Origin of the sequence: Hydrogenophaga sp., assembly GCF_026125825.1 — a bacterium.
GTDB lineage: Bacteria > Pseudomonadota > Gammaproteobacteria > Burkholderiales > Burkholderiaceae_C > Hydrogenophaga.
In genome coordinates, this window is sequence record NZ_JAHCKK010000103.1 from 1 (window position 1) to 14,517 (window position 14,517).

The window sequence follows — 14,517 nt, forward strand, 5'->3', positions numbered from 1 at the left end:
TTTTCCTCGGCCACGCGGACGAGCGCGGCGCGGGCGCAGGCACGGGCTTCAACCTCAACCTGCCGCTGCCGCGCGGCACGGGCGTGCAGGCCTGGCGCGCCGCGCTGGACACCGCCCTGCGCGCGGTGGGCGATTTCGGCGCGGATGCGCTGGTGGTGCCCCTGGGGCTGGACACCTTCGAGGGTGACCCCATCTCCGGCTTCACGCTCAAGACCGGCGACTACGCCGCCGTGGGCGCGGCGCTGGCCGGCGCCGGGCTGCCCACGGTCTTCACCTTCGAGGGCGGCTACGCGGTGGACGAGGTCGGCACCAACGCGGTCAACCTGCTGGAAGGGTTTCAGCGGGCGGCCTGAGCGCGGCTGAATCCAGGCGCCCGCCGGCTGCGTATCCAGAGGGCCATGAAGCCCTCACCACCCCCTCGACGCTCTGACACGCCACCCCGTGCCCCGCGCGGTTCCCGCCCTGTGCTGGTGTGGAGCCGAGCCGAGCCCGTTCCGCAGGAACCCGCCCGGCCCCACAATGTGCGCATGAGCGACCAACCCGACGACACCCTCATCGCCCTGATCGACCGCATCGCCCAGCGCGATGAGGCCGCCCTCAAAGGCCTTTACGACCTGGTGTCGTCCAAGCTCTACGGGCTTTCGCTGCGCGTGGTGAACAAGCACGAATGGGCCGAAGACGTGCTGCAGGAAACCTTCCTGCAGATCTGGCGCTCGGCGGGCGACTACCGCGCCAGCCTGAGCCCGCCCATGGCCTGGCTGGGCCTGATCGTGCGCAGCCGCTCCCTCGACGCCCTGCGCCGGCGCAGCGCCGAGCGCGCCCACCTCACCGACGAGATCGACGACGTGATGGCCGACACGATGGAGGGCTCCTCGCCCAACCCCATGGACGTGAGCCTGGCCAGCCAGCAGGCGTGGGCCCTGCACCAGTGCCTGGGCCGGCTGGAGAGCCGCCAGCGCGAAGTGGTCAGCCTGGCCTACCTGCGCGACCTGAGCCACAGCGAACTGGCCGAGCAGCTCAAGCTGCCGCTGGGCACGGTCAAGACCTGGATCCGCCGGGGGCTGGACCAGCTGCGCACCTGCATGGCGCGCTTCGCGTGAGGACCTCACCATGAACCTCATCCAACACCCTGAACTGCTCGATCAACTGGCCGCCGCCCACGCCCTGGGCACGCTGCGCGGCGGCGCGCGCCGCCGCTTCGAAGCCATGGCGCGCGAACAGGCCCCGGTGCGCGCCGCCGCCCTGGTCTGGCAAAGCCGCGTGGCCAGCATGAACGAACTGCAGGTCCCGAGCGAGCCGGCCCCGGCGGTCTGGACACGCATCGAAAACCTGGTGCGAGCCGACAGCGAACAGCAGGCCATGGCCGCCGCGCGCGCCCGGCCCTCCGTGCCCAGCCGCCCGGGCGGCTGGCTGCGCAGCCTGGCGCTGTGGCGCGGCGCCACCGCCGCCGGGGCCCTGGCCACGGTGCTGGCCGTGGTCACGGCCGTGGGCCTGCGCGACAACCTCGGCGCCCGGATCAGCGAACTGCAAGCCAAGCTCGAAGCGACGCCACAGGTCGAGTACGTGGCCGTGCTGCAGGACGACAAAGCCAGCGCCTCCATGCTGGTCACCTTCGACCCGAAAAGCCGCAAGCTCACGCTGCAGCGCGTCGGCGGTTTCCAGGAAGCGAGCGACAAGTCGCTTCAACTCTGGGCGCTGCCCCCCTCGGGCAGCCCGCGCTCTCTTGGTGTGCTGAGCCAGGAACGCCTGCTGCAGCTGGCCGCCGGCGAGGGCGACGTGCGCGAGGTGCCCGCCTTGGCGATCAGCCTGGAGCCCAAAGGCGGCGTGCCCAGCGAGCGCGGCCCGACCGGGCCGGTGCTGTTCAAGGGCGCGCTGATCCAGAAGATGCTGTGACGCTTATTGCCGCGCGGTGCGCACGTTGGCCGGCGGCGACTGGGGATGGCTGCTGCGCCAGGGGTTGATGTCCAGCCCGCCCCGGCGCGTGTAGCGCGCGTAGACCGTGAGCTTGGCCGGCTTGCAGCGCTGCCAGAGGTCCATGTAGATGCGCTCGACGCACTGCTCATGGAATTCGTTGTGGTTGCGAAAGCTCACGATGTACTGCAGCAGCCCGGCCTGGTCGATCTGCGGGCCGCTGTAGCTGATCTGCACGCTGCCCCAGTCGGGCTGGCCGGTCACCAGGCAGTTGCTCTTGAGCAAATGGCTCACCAGGGTCTCGGTCACGGGCTGCTCGTCGAGCGCGGCCCTGAGCAGCTCGGGCGCGGGCTGGTACTGCGTGCACTCCACATCGAGGCGGTCGATGGAAAGGCCGCTGAGTTCGTGCACCGCCTCGCGCTCGAAGTGCTCGGGCAGCAGCAGCTTCACGCCAGCGCCTGCCTGCACCGGGCCACCGTGCCAGATCGCGGCGCTCACGTCGGCGCGGATGCGATCGCGCACCGCGTCGGCGCTGGCGAACGGCGTGTTGTTGAAGCTGTTGAGGTAGAGCTTGAACGACTTGCTTTCGACGATGTGCGTGCTCTCGCAGGGCACGGTGATGTGGGCCAGCGCCACCATGGGTTTGCCGCGCGGGTTGAGCCAGCTGAGCTCGAACGCCGTCCAGAGGTCGGCACCGAGAAAGGGCACGCTGCCGGTGATGCCGATCTCGCGCCGCTTGGTTTCGCGCGGCAGCGGAAACAGCAGGGAGGCGTCGTACTGATCAACGTAGGCCGAGGTGCGGCCGAGCTGGGACTGTTCGGGGGTGTTCTGGGACATAAGAGCGTCAGATGAACTCGCGTTCGCGCAGCCACTTGGTGGCCACCCATTTTTCGCCCTCGATCACGGGCGCGCCGCCGTGCAGCGTGCGGGTAGAGGGGTGAGGCCGGTCGTAGCTGAAGAAGACGGCGTTGCCTCGCACCGGCGCCACCTCGAAGCCCACGTCGGGGAAGGTGGTGCCGCCGCCGCGCGTGGGCTCGTTGAGGTACATCACGAGCGTGGCCACGCGCTGGCCGCCGCGCCGCAGGATGGTGGGCGTGCCGGGTTCGGCGGGGTCGAAATAGTCGTAGTGCGGCTTGTATTCCGCACCAGGCTTGTAGTTCAGCACCTGGAAGCCCTCGCCGTTCTCCAGCGGCCAGTTCAGCAGGCGGGCGATCCGCGCCTCGACGGCGGCCACCTCCGGCGTCTGGCCGCGGGTGAAGAACATGCCGCTGCTGGTGCGGTCGGGGTTGAGCTCCTCGCCGCCGGTCTTGGTTTCCACCGTGAGCGATCGCGCCAGGTGCGGGCGGGCGGATTCGATCAGCGCTTCGCATTCCTGGGCGCTGAGCAGGTTGCCCAGCACCACCACGCGCGGGTGGTTCAGCGTGGCGATCACATCCACCATGCGGTCGCCCGCGTCGATCTGGCGCGGGGACTGGCTCAGGTTGAAATCGGGCACCGGCACGCCGGTGGCGGCCGCGTCGGCCTGGGCCACGGGCACGACCACCGGGGGCTTGGCGGCCTGCGTTCGCAGGTGCTCGCGCAGCGTGCTCTCCAGCGCCGCCAAGGCCACCGACTCCTGCCAGCCGGAGGACACCATGGAGGCCAGCACCACCTCGGGGGTGAAGCCGGCAGACGCCTGCTCGATGATCCAGCGGCGCAGTTCGGGGGTGATGGTCTGGCTCATGGTGTGTGTCGAGGCGGTCAGGCCTTCTGTTCGCGGCGGAACACCAGCCGGTCGGGCGAGGACGCGGCGGGCACGAAACGGTAACCCTCAAGGTCGAAGCCCTTGAGCTGCTCGGGCGTGGTGGCCCGGTGCGTCACAGCGTACCGCACCATCAGGCCGCGCGCGCGCTTGGCCATGAAGCTGATGACTTTGTAGCCATCGGCTTTGCGCTCCTCGAACGCGCAGGTGACGACGCGTGGCAGCAAGGCCTTGCGGTCCACGGCCTTGAAGTACTCCTCGCTGGCGAGGTTGATCACCACCGGGCTCAGGTCGGCCTTGGCGCGCTGGTTGAGGTAATCGGCGATCTGGCGGCCCCAGAACTCGTAGAGGTTCTTGCCCCGGGCCGTCTTCAGGCGCGTGCCCATCTCCAGCCGGTACGGTTGCATCCAGTCGAGCGGGCGCAGCACGCCGTACAGGCCGCTGAGGATGCACAGGTGCTGCTGCAGCCAGTCCAGCTCGGCCTCGCCCAGGGTCTTCGCGTCCAGCCCGCCGTACACATCGCCGTCGAAGGCGAGCACGGCCTGTTTGGCGTTCTTGGCGGTGAACCTGGGGCGCCAGGCCTGGTAGCGCGCGACGTTCAGGCCCGAGAGCGCGTCGGACAGGTCCATGAGCTCGCTGATCTGCAGCGGGGTCTTCTCCCGCAGCACCTCGATGAGCTCGGTCGAGTCCTTCACGAACAGGGGCTGGGTGTGGGTGGTCACGTGCGGGGGCGTCTCGTAGTCGAGCGCCTTGGCGGGCGAGATCAGGAAGAGCATGTCGGGTTGGAGGCGGGCGCAGCCGCAGAGAAGGCGAACACGGAAGCGGCAGAGGCTTCCCGAAGGAAGCCCTGATTATCCCCAACGGGGGCGTGTTACTTCAGGTCACCGGCGAGAGACGCCAGCGTTTCCGGGGGCACTTGCAGGTGGGCCGGGTAGTGGGTGTGGTCGCATCCCAGCTTGACGGCCGCGCCGGCCAGCACCGCCGCGCGCATGGGGGCCGTGAGCTCGAAGCGCACGAAGTGCACGGCCGAGGTTTTTTCCTCGTTCTCGCGGTCCAGGTCTTCGTCGGCGATGGCGTACACCCGGTCGTGGCCCTCGACCTCGACGAACATGCGGTCTTCGACGCCGATGAGCCGGGCAAGCTCGCGCTTGCGCTCGTTGACGTCGATGTACTCGATCATCAAGGTGGCTTTCCAGTTCGTGCCATCGGGCACCAGGGGCGCGTAGGCGTCGATCTCCTGCTGAATGCCCTCTTCCTCGAAGATCTTCTCGATGCGCAGCATCTCCTGGATCTGGTAGCGCATCGTGGTCTCGCTCTCGAACTGCAGGTTCAGGTGCTCACCGAGCTGCACGCTGCGCAGCCGGCGGTGCGCCATGATCTCCGGCTTGTGCACCTTGCGCCACTTGGTGTAGGCCTCCAGGCTCATGAGGGTGTCGGCGGTGATGCGGCCGGTGAGTTGCATGGAAGGGGTTCCTCTCGTGGTCATTTCAGGCCATAGGCCCGAGCCACCAGGCTCAGCGGGTGCTGCAGTTCGGGCGCGCCCAGGCCGTTGACCTCGAAGCCCTGGGCGATGTGGTGGCCGCCCAGCGGGCAGTCCGAACTGATGACGTCGGGCTTCGCACCATCCTTCATGGTGGCCATGGTCTTGAACACGGGTTTGCCGATCTTCATCGCCTGCTGGTGGTGCGCCTTCTTCACGCCAAAGGTGCCCGCATGGCCCGAACACCGTTCGACCGTGTTGACCGTGGTGCCAGGCACCATCTTGAGCATCTCCTCGGTCTTGCGCCCGATGTTCTGCACCCGGCCGTGGCAGGGAATCTGGTAGCTCACGTTGCCCAGCGGCTGAGCGAACTCGGTCTTGAGCAGGCCGTCGCGCTTGCGCGCCATCAGGTACTCGAACGGGTCCCACACGCTGTTCTTGACCAGCTGGGTGTCGGCATCGTCCGGGAACATGAGCGGGATTTCCTGCTTGAACATCAGCGCGCAGCTGGGCACGGCCGCGAGGACCGCGTAGCCGTCCCTTGCGTACTTTGCGAGCACCGGGATGTTGGCCTCCTTGCTTCGCTGCACCGAATCCAGGTCGCCCAGTTCCAGCTTGGGCATGCCGCAGCAGCGCTCCTTCTCGACCAGGGTGTAGGGAATGCCGTTGTGGTCGAGGATCTTGAGCAGATCGAGCCCGATACCGGGCTCGTTGTAGTTGATGTAGCAGGTGGAGAAGATCGCGACCTTGCCCGGCGTCTTTTCGCCATTCACCACCTGCGATGCGGCGGCCTGCGGTGCACCCGAACGGAACTTCCTGCTCGCCAGTCCGGGCAGCCAGGCGTCCTTGTCGACACCGGCCACGCGCTCCATCACCTTGCGCGCGGTGCGGGTTCGGTTGGCCGCGTTGGCCAGCTGCACCACGATCGGAATGCCCGCGAACTGGCCGTGCACGTCGGTGGAAGCGAGGAAGCGCTCGGCCAGGCCCACCTGGCCCTGTTTGAACTGGATCGCCTTGGCGCGCAGCATGGTGTGGGGAAAGTCCAGGTTCCACTCGTGGGGCGGCGTGTAGGGGCACTTGGTCATGTAGCACAGGTCGCACATGTAACATTGGTCGACCACCTTCCAGTAGTCCGCCTTGGCCACGCCGTCCACCTCCAGGGTGCTGCTCTCGTCGACCAGATCGAAGAGCGTGGGGAAGGCGCCGCACAGGCTCACGCAGCGCCGGCAGCCGTGGCAGATGTCGAAGATGCGCTCCATCTCCTGCAGGCACTTGCCCTCGTCGTGAAAGTCGGGGTTCTTCCAGTCGAGCGCGTGCCGCGTCGGTGCCTGCAGATTGCCTTCTGTGGCCATGGGGACGTCTCCTCGTCGGGTGCGAGTGGGGTTCGTGGGGATCTGCTGCGCCCGGATGGGCGCAGCGTCCAGAGGCACCGCAAAGGCGGCTTTGCCAGGCCGCGGGTGTCGCCCCTTGGAGGGGATCGCGTGCCGCGCGGCCGGGGGTGACGCCGAGCTAGTCCACCAGTTCGTTCAGGGCTTTTTGATAGCGGTTGGCATGCGAGCGCTCGGCCTTGGCCAGCGTCTCGAACCAGTCGGCCACTTCGTCGAAGCCCTCCTCGCGCGCGGTCTTGGCCATGCCCGGGTACATGTCGGTGTACTCGTGGGTCTCGCCGGCCACGGCAGACGCGAGGTTGTTGCGGGTGGAGCCGATCGGCAGCCCGGTGGCCGGATCGCCCGATTGCTCCAGGAATTCCAGGTGCCCGTGCGCGTGGCCGGTTTCGCCTTCGGCGGTCGAGCGGAACAGGGCCGCCACGTCGTTCTGCCCTTCCACATCGGCCTTGTTGGCGAAGTACAGGTAGCGGCGATTGGCCTGGGATTCACCGGCGAAGGCGTCCTTGAGGCACTGCTCGGTCTTCGAGCCTTTCAATGCGGGCATGGCGATCTCCTTGTTGGCGTGGGGTGGAAGAAACGCCCATGAGGCCCGGACAGCAGGCACCGAACCTGACAGGACCTCCGCAACATACGCCCACCGATCCAGGTGCGTCCAATTGTTCTGGGCTATGCGGTGAATTGGCTGCGGCTATCCGGCCGCTCGCAGGGAGACGCGCTTTCGAGAGGATCGACACCCCCCGTCGAAAGCATCAAACTGGAGTGCGCCGCAGGCCTATTGAATTACGATAAGAGAAATGCGTTGCATAATAGTAAATCAGAGGCCCCGCTTCGCCCACCAGGAGACCGACATGCCGACCACCGCCACCCTGCCCCCACCCGCGCCCATCCAGCAGTTGCACCACTATGCGTACCGAGCGAAGGACGCGGAAGAAACGCGACGCTTCTACGAGGACATCCTGGGCCTGCCGCTGTACCACATCATCCAGAGCGATCATGTGCCGAGCACGGGCGAGTACTGCCCCTACACGCACTTCTTTTTCCGCCTGCAGGACGGCTCGTTCATTGCCTTTTTCGACCTGGGCGACGACGAGGCGGCGCTGCCCAGCCCGAACACGCCGAAGTGGGTGAACCACATCAGTTTCCGCGTGGACACGGTGACGGAACTGGAGAACACCAAGGCCCGCCTGGAGGCCGCCGGCATCGAGGTGCTGGGGGTGACGGACCACCACATCTTCAAGAGCATCTACTTCTTCGACCCGAACGGCATCCGCCTGGAGCTCACGGCGCAGCTGGCCGACGAGTTCGAGATGCTGCAGGAAAGCAAGACCGCGCACGCGCGCCTGGCCGAGTGGACGGCGCGCAAGGAGCAGTGGCGCAAGGAACGCGCCGAGGGCAAATCCGCTGCGCCGCTGAAACCTCAGCAGAACGACCGGCCGGAGGTGGCTGCGCGCGCCAAGGCCTGACGGGTCTTGGCGTTGGCGGGGCGCCGCGTCCTTGCCCACCCTTTGCCGACCTCCGTGCGCGCATGCACAGATGTGCATTCCTACACCGAGCCCGCGAGGCAGCAGAGCGAAACGGAAACACGAAGGCGACCAGAACAAGGAGCGATGCATGTCATTGACCGCATACCGAGAGACAGCCCACACCAACAACTACGAATTCACCAGCGGTGCGGGCTACGTGCTGCCCGAGTACGAGTTCATCCCCCCGCCTGAACTCCAAGGCCAGGCCCTGGTGCGCCACCCCATCGTCATCGTGGGAGGCGGCATCACCGGCCTCACCCTGGCCTGCTCGCTCGCCCGCCTGGGCGTCAAGGCGGTGCTCATCGACGAAGACAACACCGTGGGCGTCAAGGGCGCTTCCTCGCGCGGCATCTGCTACACCCAGAAATCGCTCGAGATCTTCCAGCGCCTGGGCATTTTCGAGCGCATCGCCGCCAAAGGCACCCAATGGAGCGTGGGCCGCACCTTCGCGGGCGACGACGAGGTCTACAACTTCGACCTGCGCCAACAGGGCAACTTCCACCTCTCCAGCCAGCCCCCCTTCATCAACATCCAGCAGTTCTACATCGAGGCCTTTCTGGTCGACCGGGTGCAGGAACTCGGCGCGGTCGAACTGCGCTGGCAGAACCGACTCACCGCCTTCGAGCAGAACGCCGACGCCGCCACCCTCACCATCGAAACCCCGGCCGGCAGCTACCGCATCGAAGCCGAGCATGTGATTGACGCCACCGGCTCCAACAGCCCGCTGCGCAAATGGCTGGACGTGCCCTTCGACTCGCGGCGGGGCGACGACCGCTGGTGCATCGCCGATGTGCGCTTCACCACCCACCCGCCGGCCGAACGCCACACCTGGATTGAAGCCCCCTTCAACGAGAACCGAGCCGTCTGGCAGCACCTTATGGCCGACGACGTCTGGCGCATCGACTACCAGATGGCACCCAACGCCGACCCGGCCTATGTCAGCCGCGAAGACGTGGTGCGCGAGCGCCTGGCGCGCCAGTTCGGGCCCGACGTGGGCGTCGAGATCGTCTGGGTCGGCCCCTACGCCTACCGCAGCGAGTGTGTGCACGCCATGCGCCACGGGCGCGTCTTCCTCATGGGCGACTCGGCCAAGGTGGTGAGCCCCTTTGGCGCGCGCGGCGGCAACACCGGCGTGGCCGATGCCGACAACCTGGCCTGGAAACTTGCCGCCGTGCTGCGCGGCAAGGCCGACGCGGCGCTGCTGCAGAGCTACCACGACGAGCGCCTGGAAGCCGCGCAGCAAAACGTGTGCGTGACCAACCGCACCGCCCGCTTCCTGCGCCCGGCCGATGGCAGCGAGCGCCTGTTCCGCCAGGCCGCCATTGGCCTGGCCAAGCAGTACCCGTTCGCGCGCAGCCTGATCAACACCGGGCGCATGGCCGTGGCCAACCCCTACAGCCAGTCCAGCGCATGCACCTACGCCCCCGGCAGCGCGGCCGGCCAGTCGGTGCAGAACGTGCCCTTCGCCTGGGCCGACGGCACGGCGGGCCAATTCAACGACCTGCTGAACTGGGCCGGTGGCGACCTGCTGCTGCTGGTGTTCGGCGACCTCGCGCCCGCCGCGCTGCAACGCCTGCGCCGGCTGGGCCTGAACGCCCCGGTGCGCTGCGTGCAGGTGCTGGGCGCCGACACGCCCGCCCAGGCCGTGGAGCATGTGCGCGACCCCGATTGCCACCTGCAGGGAGCCTGCCAGGTCTTCGGCCACGCCTGGGCGCTGGTGCGCCCCGACGGCTACCTCGCCGCCACCGGTGACACCATCAATGCCCGGCTGGTCACGGCCATCGAACGTTCCCTCGGCCTGCACGGAGACCACGCCCCATGAAACAAGACCTGCATTTCCAGGACGCCGACGCGTTCTACGAACAACTGCTGGACGCCCACGCCGGCCTCAGCCGCGAAGCCGCGGAGCTGCTCAACGCCCGGCTGATCCTGCTGCTGGCCAACCAGATCGGCGACGCGAAGGTGCTCAAGGACTGCATCGAAGCGGCCAGGCGAACGCCTAGCTAAAATCAGGGCCCTCCCCTGCTCTCCCAGACGGCATCCTGCGGGATGCCGTTTCCATTTTTGGCGCGCCCATGACCGACACCCTGAACCAGCCTGGCCTGCAATCCCTGGCCAAATCGTTCGAACCCGCTCCGCTCGAAGCCCGCTGGGGCCCCGAGTGGGAACAGCGCGGCTACGGCGCCGCCGGCTTCCGGGGCACCGGCGTGCCTCAGGCGGGAGCGCCTTCCTTCGCCATCCAGCTGCCGCCGCCCAACGTGACCGGCACCCTGCACATGGGCCACGCGTTCAACCAGACCATCATGGACAGCCTCACGCGCTACCACCGCATGGCGGGCGCGAACACGGTCTGGGTGCCGGGCACCGACCACGCCGGCATCGCCACCCAGATCGTGGTGGAGCGCCAGCTGCAGGCCCAGGGCATCAGCCGCCACGACATGGGGCCGACCCCCGCCGAGGCGCGCAAGAACTTCGTCGCCAAGGTCTGGGAGTGGAAGGAACAGAGCGGCAACACCATCACCACGCAGATGCGCCGCATGGGCGACAGCGTGGACTGGGGCCGCGAGTACTTCACCATGGACGACAAACTGAGCACCGTCGTCACCGAAACCTTTGTGCGCCTGTACGAGCAGGGCCTGATCTACCGGGGCAAGCGCCTGGTGAACTGGGACCCGGTGCTCAAGACCGCCGTGTCCGACCTGGAGGTGGAAAGCGAAGAGGAAGACGGTTTCCTCTGGCACATCGCCTACCCGCTGGCCGACGGCAGCGGTTCGCTCACGGTGGCCACCACCCGCCCCGAGACCATGCTGGGCGACGTGGCCGTGATGGTGCACCCCGAGGACGAGCGCTACAGCGCGCTCATCGGCAAGATGGTCAAGCTGCCCCTGTGCGATCGCGAGATCCCGGTGATCGCCGACGCCTACGTGGACCGCGAGTTCGGCACCGGCGTGGTGAAGGTCACGCCGGCGCACGACAACAACGACTACGCGGTCGGCCAGCGGCACGGCCTGCCGATGATCGGCGTGCTCACCCTGGACGCGGCCATCAACGACAACGCCCCGGCCCGATACCGTGGCATGGACCGCTTCGTGGCCCGCAAGGCGGTGGTGGCCGATCTGGAAGCCGCCGGCCTTCTGGTGGAGACCAAGAAGCACAAACTCATGGTGCCGCGTTGCGCGCGCACGGGCCAGGTGATCGAGCCCATGCTGACGGACCAGTGGTTCGTCGCCATGTCCAAGGTCAGCGATGCCGACCCCAGCGGCAAGAGCATCGCGCAGAAGGCGATCGACGCGGTCGCCTCGGGCGAGGTCCGCTTCGTGCCGGAAAACTGGGTCAACACCTACAACCAGTGGATGAACAACATCCAGGACTGGTGCATCAGCCGCCAGCTCTGGTGGGGCCACCAGATCCCGGCCTGGTACGACGAAGCCGGCCAGGTGATCGTGGCGCGCAACGAAGCCGAGGCGCAGGCCAAGGCCCCGGGCAAGACGCTCACGCGCGACCCCGACGTGCTCGACACCTGGTACTCCTCGGCCCTGGTGCCCTTCAGCACCATGGGCTGGCCGAACCAGAAGGACGGCGCGACCGAGGACTTCAACCTCTACCTGCCCAGCACCGTGCTGGTGACGGGCTACGACATCATCTTCTTCTGGGTCGCCCGGATGATCATGATGACCACGCACTTCACCGGCCGCGTGCCGTTCAAGCATGTCTACATCCACGGCCTGGTGCGCGACGCACAGGGCCAGAAGATGAGCAAGAGCGAGGGCAACGTGCTCGACCCGGTGGACCTGATCGACGGCATCGCGCTCGCGCCGCTCCTGGAGAAGCGCACCACCGGTCTGCGCAAGCCCGAGACCGCCCCCAAGGTGCGCAAGCAGACCGAGAAGGAATTCCCCGAGGGCATTCCCGCCTACGGCGCGGACGCGCTGCGCTTCACCTTCGCCGCGCTGGCCTCGCTGGGCCGCAGCATCAACTTCGACAGCAAGCGCTGCGAGGGCTACCGCAACTTCTGCAACAAGCTCTGGAACGCCACGCGCTTCACGCTGATGAACTGCGAAGGTCACGACTGCGGCCTGCAGGAACACACCAAGGCCGAATGCGCGGTGGGCCAGCCCTTCCACGGCTACCTGAGCTTCAGCCAGGCCGACCGCTGGATCAGCTCGGTGCTGCAGAAGGTCGAGGCCGAGGTCGCCAAGGGCTTTGCCGAGTACCGGCTCGACAACGTGGCCAACGCCATCTACGACTTTGTCTGGAACGAGTTCTGCGACTGGTACCTGGAGATCGCCAAGGTGCAGATCCAGACCGGCGACGCCTCGCAGCAGCGGGCCACGCGGCGCACGCTGATCCGCACGCTCGAGGCCATCCTGCGCCTGGCGCACCCGATCATCCCCTTCATCACCGAAGAACTCTGGCAGAAGGTGGCGCCAGTGGCCGGCCTGCCCGGTGCGTCGGTGAGCATCGCGCGCTACCCGGAGAGCCAGCCGGCCAAGATCGACGAGGCTGCCATCGCTCACGTGCTCAAGCTCAAGGCGCTGGTCGACGCCTGCCGCACGCTGCGCGGCGAAATGAACGTCTCACCGGCCACGCGCCTGCCGCTCTACGTGCTGGGCGACACGGCCTTCATGCAAGCCGCCGGGCCGGTGCTGCAGGCCCTGGCCAAGCTCAACGAAGTGCGCGTGTTCGAGGATGAGGCGTCCTGGGCGGCTGCCGCGCAGGCCGCGCCGGTGGCGGTGGTGGGCGAAGCCCGCATGTGCCTGTTCATGGAGATCGATGTCGCCGCCGAGAAGGCCCGCCTGGGCAAGGAAGCGGCCCGCCTGGAAGGCGAGATCACCAAGGCAACGGCCAAGCTCTCGAACGAAGCTTTCGTGGCCAAGGCACCGCCGGCCGTGATCGATCAGGAGAAGAAACGTGTGGCCGACTTTTCAGCCACGCTGGACAAGGTGCGCGAGCAACTGGTCCGCCTGGGCGCCTGAGCCCTTCCAGAATGCCGCGGGACTGGCTCTGCCCGACCGCAGGCATTGCCCCCTGGGGGGGTGACGCACCGCAGGTGCGGCGCGAGGGGGAATCAACCCCGATGCATCGCGATGGAGCTCCACTGCGACGGTGACACCGCCTGCGGATCGCTCGTCGTGTCCTGGTAGTCGACGTTGTCGAGCGCCGAAAAATCGCTGACGCGGTTCTCGTTGTGCTGCGCGGACTCCGGCGACAGGGTCTCGTGCATGCGGTGCGCCACGTACCAGCTCGCGCGCAGCTTGGCCTCGCGGGTGTGCGAGCCCAGGCGCGGCGTGAGGTGCAGGTTGGGGATGCCGTGCAGCGGCGTGCCTTCGGCCGCGAACTGAGGGTTCGCGCCGTCGAGCAGGCAGGCATCGATGCGGCCGTCGCACAGCGCCAGGGCCAGGGCCTCGGCATCGAACAGCGAGCTGCGGCTCACGCCGACCCAGAGCTGGCCGGGTTTGCAGTGGTTGAGCATGCGTTCGTTGATCCAGCCGCGGAAACGCGAGGCGTACACCATCTGCAGGGAGATCGCGTCCGAGTGGGCGAGCAACTCCTGCAGCGACACCGGCTCGACCTTGAGCTTGTCCCAGATGTCGGCGGCGTGGTGCACGGCAGGGTCGTATCCGAGCAGGCGCACACCCAGGCTGCGCAACATGGGCGCCAGCGTGTGCGCCACCGGCGCCAGGCCCAGCAGGCCCACCGTGCTGCCCGAGAGTTCGCGGCCCATGCGCACCTGGGCGATCTTGCGCCCCAGCAGCGCGCTGACCATGCCCCTGCGGTAGAGCATCAGCAGGCCGTACAACAGGTATTCGGCATTCGAGCGCACGGTGGCGCTGCGTGCCTGGAGCACACGCACATTGCGCCGCGCGCAGGCGTTGAGATCGGTGTTGTCGCTGGAGATCTGCATGCGCGCCACGATCTCGAGCTTGGGCGCGAAATCCAGGAATTCGCTGGAGACCACCACGTGCGGCGGCAGCACGATGGCGCGGGTCTTGTAAGTGCTCTTTCGAAGCTCGGCAGGATCGTCGGCCAGTTCGGGACGGAAGCTCACCTCATGGCGCTCCTGCAACCAGGCCAGCGCCTCAGGCACGAGCGGATCAAGCAGCAAAACTTCCATGGTGTGTCGGCAGGGCGTGTGAAGGATGAAGGAACCTGGTCGCGCCTGCCGGGAATCAGCGGCGCTTGAGCAGGGTGATGTGGTCGCCGCCCACCGTCTCCTGCTGCATCAGCAGGTTGCCCGTCTGCTTGGCAAAGGCCTGGAAATCACGCACCGACCCCGCGTCGGTGGAGATCACCTTGAGCGTCTGGCCGCTGAGCATGTCGGCCAATGCCTTCTTCGCTTTGAGGATGGGCAAGGGGCAGTTCAAGCCGCGGGCATCAAGTTCTTTGTCGGCAATCATAGGGAGGGGGGTATACCTGGGTTGTCAACATTCTAAGCGGCTCACAGCGCGCGGCGGTGCCCGCGCGGGGCCCAAA

General features: G+C 67.4%; 14 protein-coding genes and 1 pseudogene. 7 read left to right on the plus strand and 8 right to left on the minus strand.

Annotation, left to right across the window (positions count from 1 at the left end; all coding sequences use genetic code 11):
* The 3 genes and pseudogenes from KIT86_RS21575 to KIT86_RS21585 all read left to right on the plus strand — a co-directional run.
* Nucleotides 1-353 (plus strand): annotated as a pseudogene (locus tag KIT86_RS21575) (histone deacetylase family protein); the annotation flags it as partial.
* A 174-nt stretch (nucleotides 354-527) separates the two neighbouring features.
* Nucleotides 528-1,100 carry a sigma-70 family RNA polymerase sigma factor gene (locus tag KIT86_RS21580; RefSeq protein WP_297402218.1) on the plus strand — a complete coding sequence of 191 codons (573 nt, stop codon included), beginning with the start codon at nucleotides 528-530 and terminating at the stop codon, nucleotides 1,098-1,100.
* Between the two features lie 10 nt (nucleotides 1,101-1,110).
* Nucleotides 1,111-1,893, plus strand: a complete 783-nt coding sequence (locus KIT86_RS21585; protein ID WP_297402220.1) for an anti-sigma factor — start codon at nucleotides 1,111-1,113, stop codon at nucleotides 1,891-1,893.
* Between the two features lie 3 nt (nucleotides 1,894-1,896).
* On the opposite strand, the gene queF is transcribed toward KIT86_RS21585, so the two are convergent.
* The 6 genes from queF to KIT86_RS21615 form a co-directional block, all read right to left on the minus strand.
* Complete coding sequence (gene queF, locus KIT86_RS21590) at nucleotides 1,897-2,748, minus strand: NADPH-dependent 7-cyano-7-deazaguanine reductase QueF (protein WP_297402222.1); 852 nt, start codon at nucleotides 2,746-2,748, stop codon at nucleotides 1,897-1,899.
* 7 nt (nucleotides 2,749-2,755) lie between these two features.
* The gene (locus tag KIT86_RS21595; protein WP_297402224.1) at nucleotides 2,756-3,634 is read right to left on the minus strand and encodes a 2OG-Fe(II) oxygenase; all 879 of its coding nucleotides are present in this window, start codon (nucleotides 3,632-3,634) and stop codon (nucleotides 2,756-2,758) included.
* Between the two features lie 17 nt (nucleotides 3,635-3,651).
* A complete protein-coding gene (gene yaaA / locus KIT86_RS21600; RefSeq protein ID WP_297402226.1) occupies nucleotides 3,652-4,428 on the minus strand; it encodes a peroxide stress protein YaaA in 777 nt (258 codons plus the stop codon).
* Nucleotides 4,429-4,523: 95 nt separating this feature from the next.
* Nucleotides 4,524-5,114 (minus strand): DUF3501 family protein, encoded by a 591-nt coding sequence (locus KIT86_RS21605; protein ID WP_297402228.1) that lies wholly within the window; start codon nucleotides 5,112-5,114, stop codon nucleotides 4,524-4,526.
* A gap of 20 nt (nucleotides 5,115-5,134) precedes the next feature.
* Entirely contained in the window at nucleotides 5,135-6,484 is a 1,350-nt protein-coding gene (locus tag KIT86_RS21610) for a heterodisulfide reductase-related iron-sulfur binding cluster (RefSeq protein ID WP_297402230.1), read from the minus strand.
* A gap of 157 nt (nucleotides 6,485-6,641) precedes the next feature.
* Nucleotides 6,642-7,064, minus strand: a complete 423-nt coding sequence (locus KIT86_RS21615; RefSeq protein ID WP_086125420.1) for a rubrerythrin family protein — start codon at nucleotides 7,062-7,064, stop codon at nucleotides 6,642-6,644.
* 304 nt (nucleotides 7,065-7,368) lie between these two features.
* On the opposite strand from KIT86_RS21615, the gene KIT86_RS21620 reads away from it, so the two are divergent.
* The 4 genes from KIT86_RS21620 (at nucleotide 7,369) to KIT86_RS21635 (ending at nucleotide 13,019) form a co-directional block, all read left to right on the plus strand.
* Entirely contained in the window at nucleotides 7,369-7,983 is a 615-nt protein-coding gene (locus KIT86_RS21620; protein ID WP_297402236.1) for a VOC family protein, read from the plus strand.
* Between the two features lie 148 nt (nucleotides 7,984-8,131).
* Nucleotides 8,132-9,865 carry an FAD-dependent oxidoreductase gene (locus KIT86_RS21625; RefSeq protein WP_297402238.1) on the plus strand — a complete coding sequence of 578 codons (1,734 nt, stop codon included), beginning with the start codon at nucleotides 8,132-8,134 and terminating at the stop codon, nucleotides 9,863-9,865.
* Complete coding sequence (locus KIT86_RS21630) at nucleotides 9,862-10,050, plus strand: DUF2783 domain-containing protein (RefSeq protein WP_297402240.1); 189 nt, start codon at nucleotides 9,862-9,864, stop codon at nucleotides 10,048-10,050. Before KIT86_RS21625 ends, KIT86_RS21630 begins: the two co-directional genes overlap by 4 nt.
* Nucleotides 10,051-10,118: 68 nt before the next feature.
* The gene (locus tag KIT86_RS21635; RefSeq protein WP_297402242.1) at nucleotides 10,119-13,019 is read left to right on the plus strand and encodes a valine--tRNA ligase; all 2,901 of its coding nucleotides are present in this window, start codon (nucleotides 10,119-10,121) and stop codon (nucleotides 13,017-13,019) included.
* Nucleotides 13,020-13,111: 92 nt separating this feature from the next.
* Here the strand turns inward: KIT86_RS21635 and KIT86_RS21640 are convergent, their stop codons facing one another.
* The gene (locus KIT86_RS21640) at nucleotides 13,112-14,158 is read right to left on the minus strand and encodes an NAD(P)-dependent oxidoreductase (RefSeq protein WP_291121549.1); all 1,047 of its coding nucleotides are present in this window, start codon (nucleotides 14,156-14,158) and stop codon (nucleotides 13,112-13,114) included.
* 55 nt (nucleotides 14,159-14,213) lie between these two features.
* Complete coding sequence (locus KIT86_RS21645; protein WP_297402245.1) at nucleotides 14,214-14,441, minus strand: sulfurtransferase TusA family protein; 228 nt, start codon at nucleotides 14,439-14,441, stop codon at nucleotides 14,214-14,216.
* Nucleotides 14,442-14,517: the final 76 nt, after the last annotated feature.

What these genes read in the sequence shown, in the direction of transcription:
- KIT86_RS21580 (WP_297402218.1), top strand. Translation starts at nt 528, where the DNA reads ATGAGCGACCAACCCGACGACACCCTCATCGCCCTGATCGACCGCATC.
- KIT86_RS21585 (WP_297402220.1), top strand. Translation starts at nt 1,111, where the DNA reads ATGAACCTCATCCAACACCCTGAACTGCTCGATCAACTGGCCGCCGCC.
- queF (WP_297402222.1), bottom strand. Translation starts at nt 2,748, where the DNA reads ATGTCCCAGAACACCCCCGAACAGTCCCAGCTCGGCCGCACCTCGGCC.
- KIT86_RS21595 (WP_297402224.1), bottom strand. Translation starts at nt 3,634, where the DNA reads ATGAGCCAGACCATCACCCCCGAACTGCGCCGCTGGATCATCGAGCAG.
- yaaA (WP_297402226.1), bottom strand. Translation starts at nt 4,428, where the DNA reads ATGCTCTTCCTGATCTCGCCCGCCAAGGCGCTCGACTACGAGACGCCC.
- KIT86_RS21605 (WP_297402228.1), bottom strand. Translation starts at nt 5,114, where the DNA reads ATGCAACTCACCGGCCGCATCACCGCCGACACCCTCATGAGCCTGGAG.
- KIT86_RS21610 (WP_297402230.1), bottom strand. Translation starts at nt 6,484, where the DNA reads ATGGCCACAGAAGGCAATCTGCAGGCACCGACGCGGCACGCGCTCGAC.
- KIT86_RS21615 (WP_086125420.1), bottom strand. Translation starts at nt 7,064, where the DNA reads ATGCCCGCATTGAAAGGCTCGAAGACCGAGCAGTGCCTCAAGGACGCC.
- KIT86_RS21620 (WP_297402236.1), top strand. Translation starts at nt 7,369, where the DNA reads ATGCCGACCACCGCCACCCTGCCCCCACCCGCGCCCATCCAGCAGTTG.
- KIT86_RS21625 (WP_297402238.1), top strand. Translation starts at nt 8,132, where the DNA reads ATGTCATTGACCGCATACCGAGAGACAGCCCACACCAACAACTACGAA.
- KIT86_RS21630 (WP_297402240.1), top strand. Translation starts at nt 9,862, where the DNA reads ATGAAACAAGACCTGCATTTCCAGGACGCCGACGCGTTCTACGAACAA.
- KIT86_RS21635 (WP_297402242.1), top strand. Translation starts at nt 10,119, where the DNA reads ATGACCGACACCCTGAACCAGCCTGGCCTGCAATCCCTGGCCAAATCG.
- KIT86_RS21640 (WP_291121549.1), bottom strand. Translation starts at nt 14,158, where the DNA reads ATGGAAGTTTTGCTGCTTGATCCGCTCGTGCCTGAGGCGCTGGCCTGG.
- KIT86_RS21645 (WP_297402245.1), bottom strand. Translation starts at nt 14,441, where the DNA reads ATGATTGCCGACAAAGAACTTGATGCCCGCGGCTTGAACTGCCCCTTG.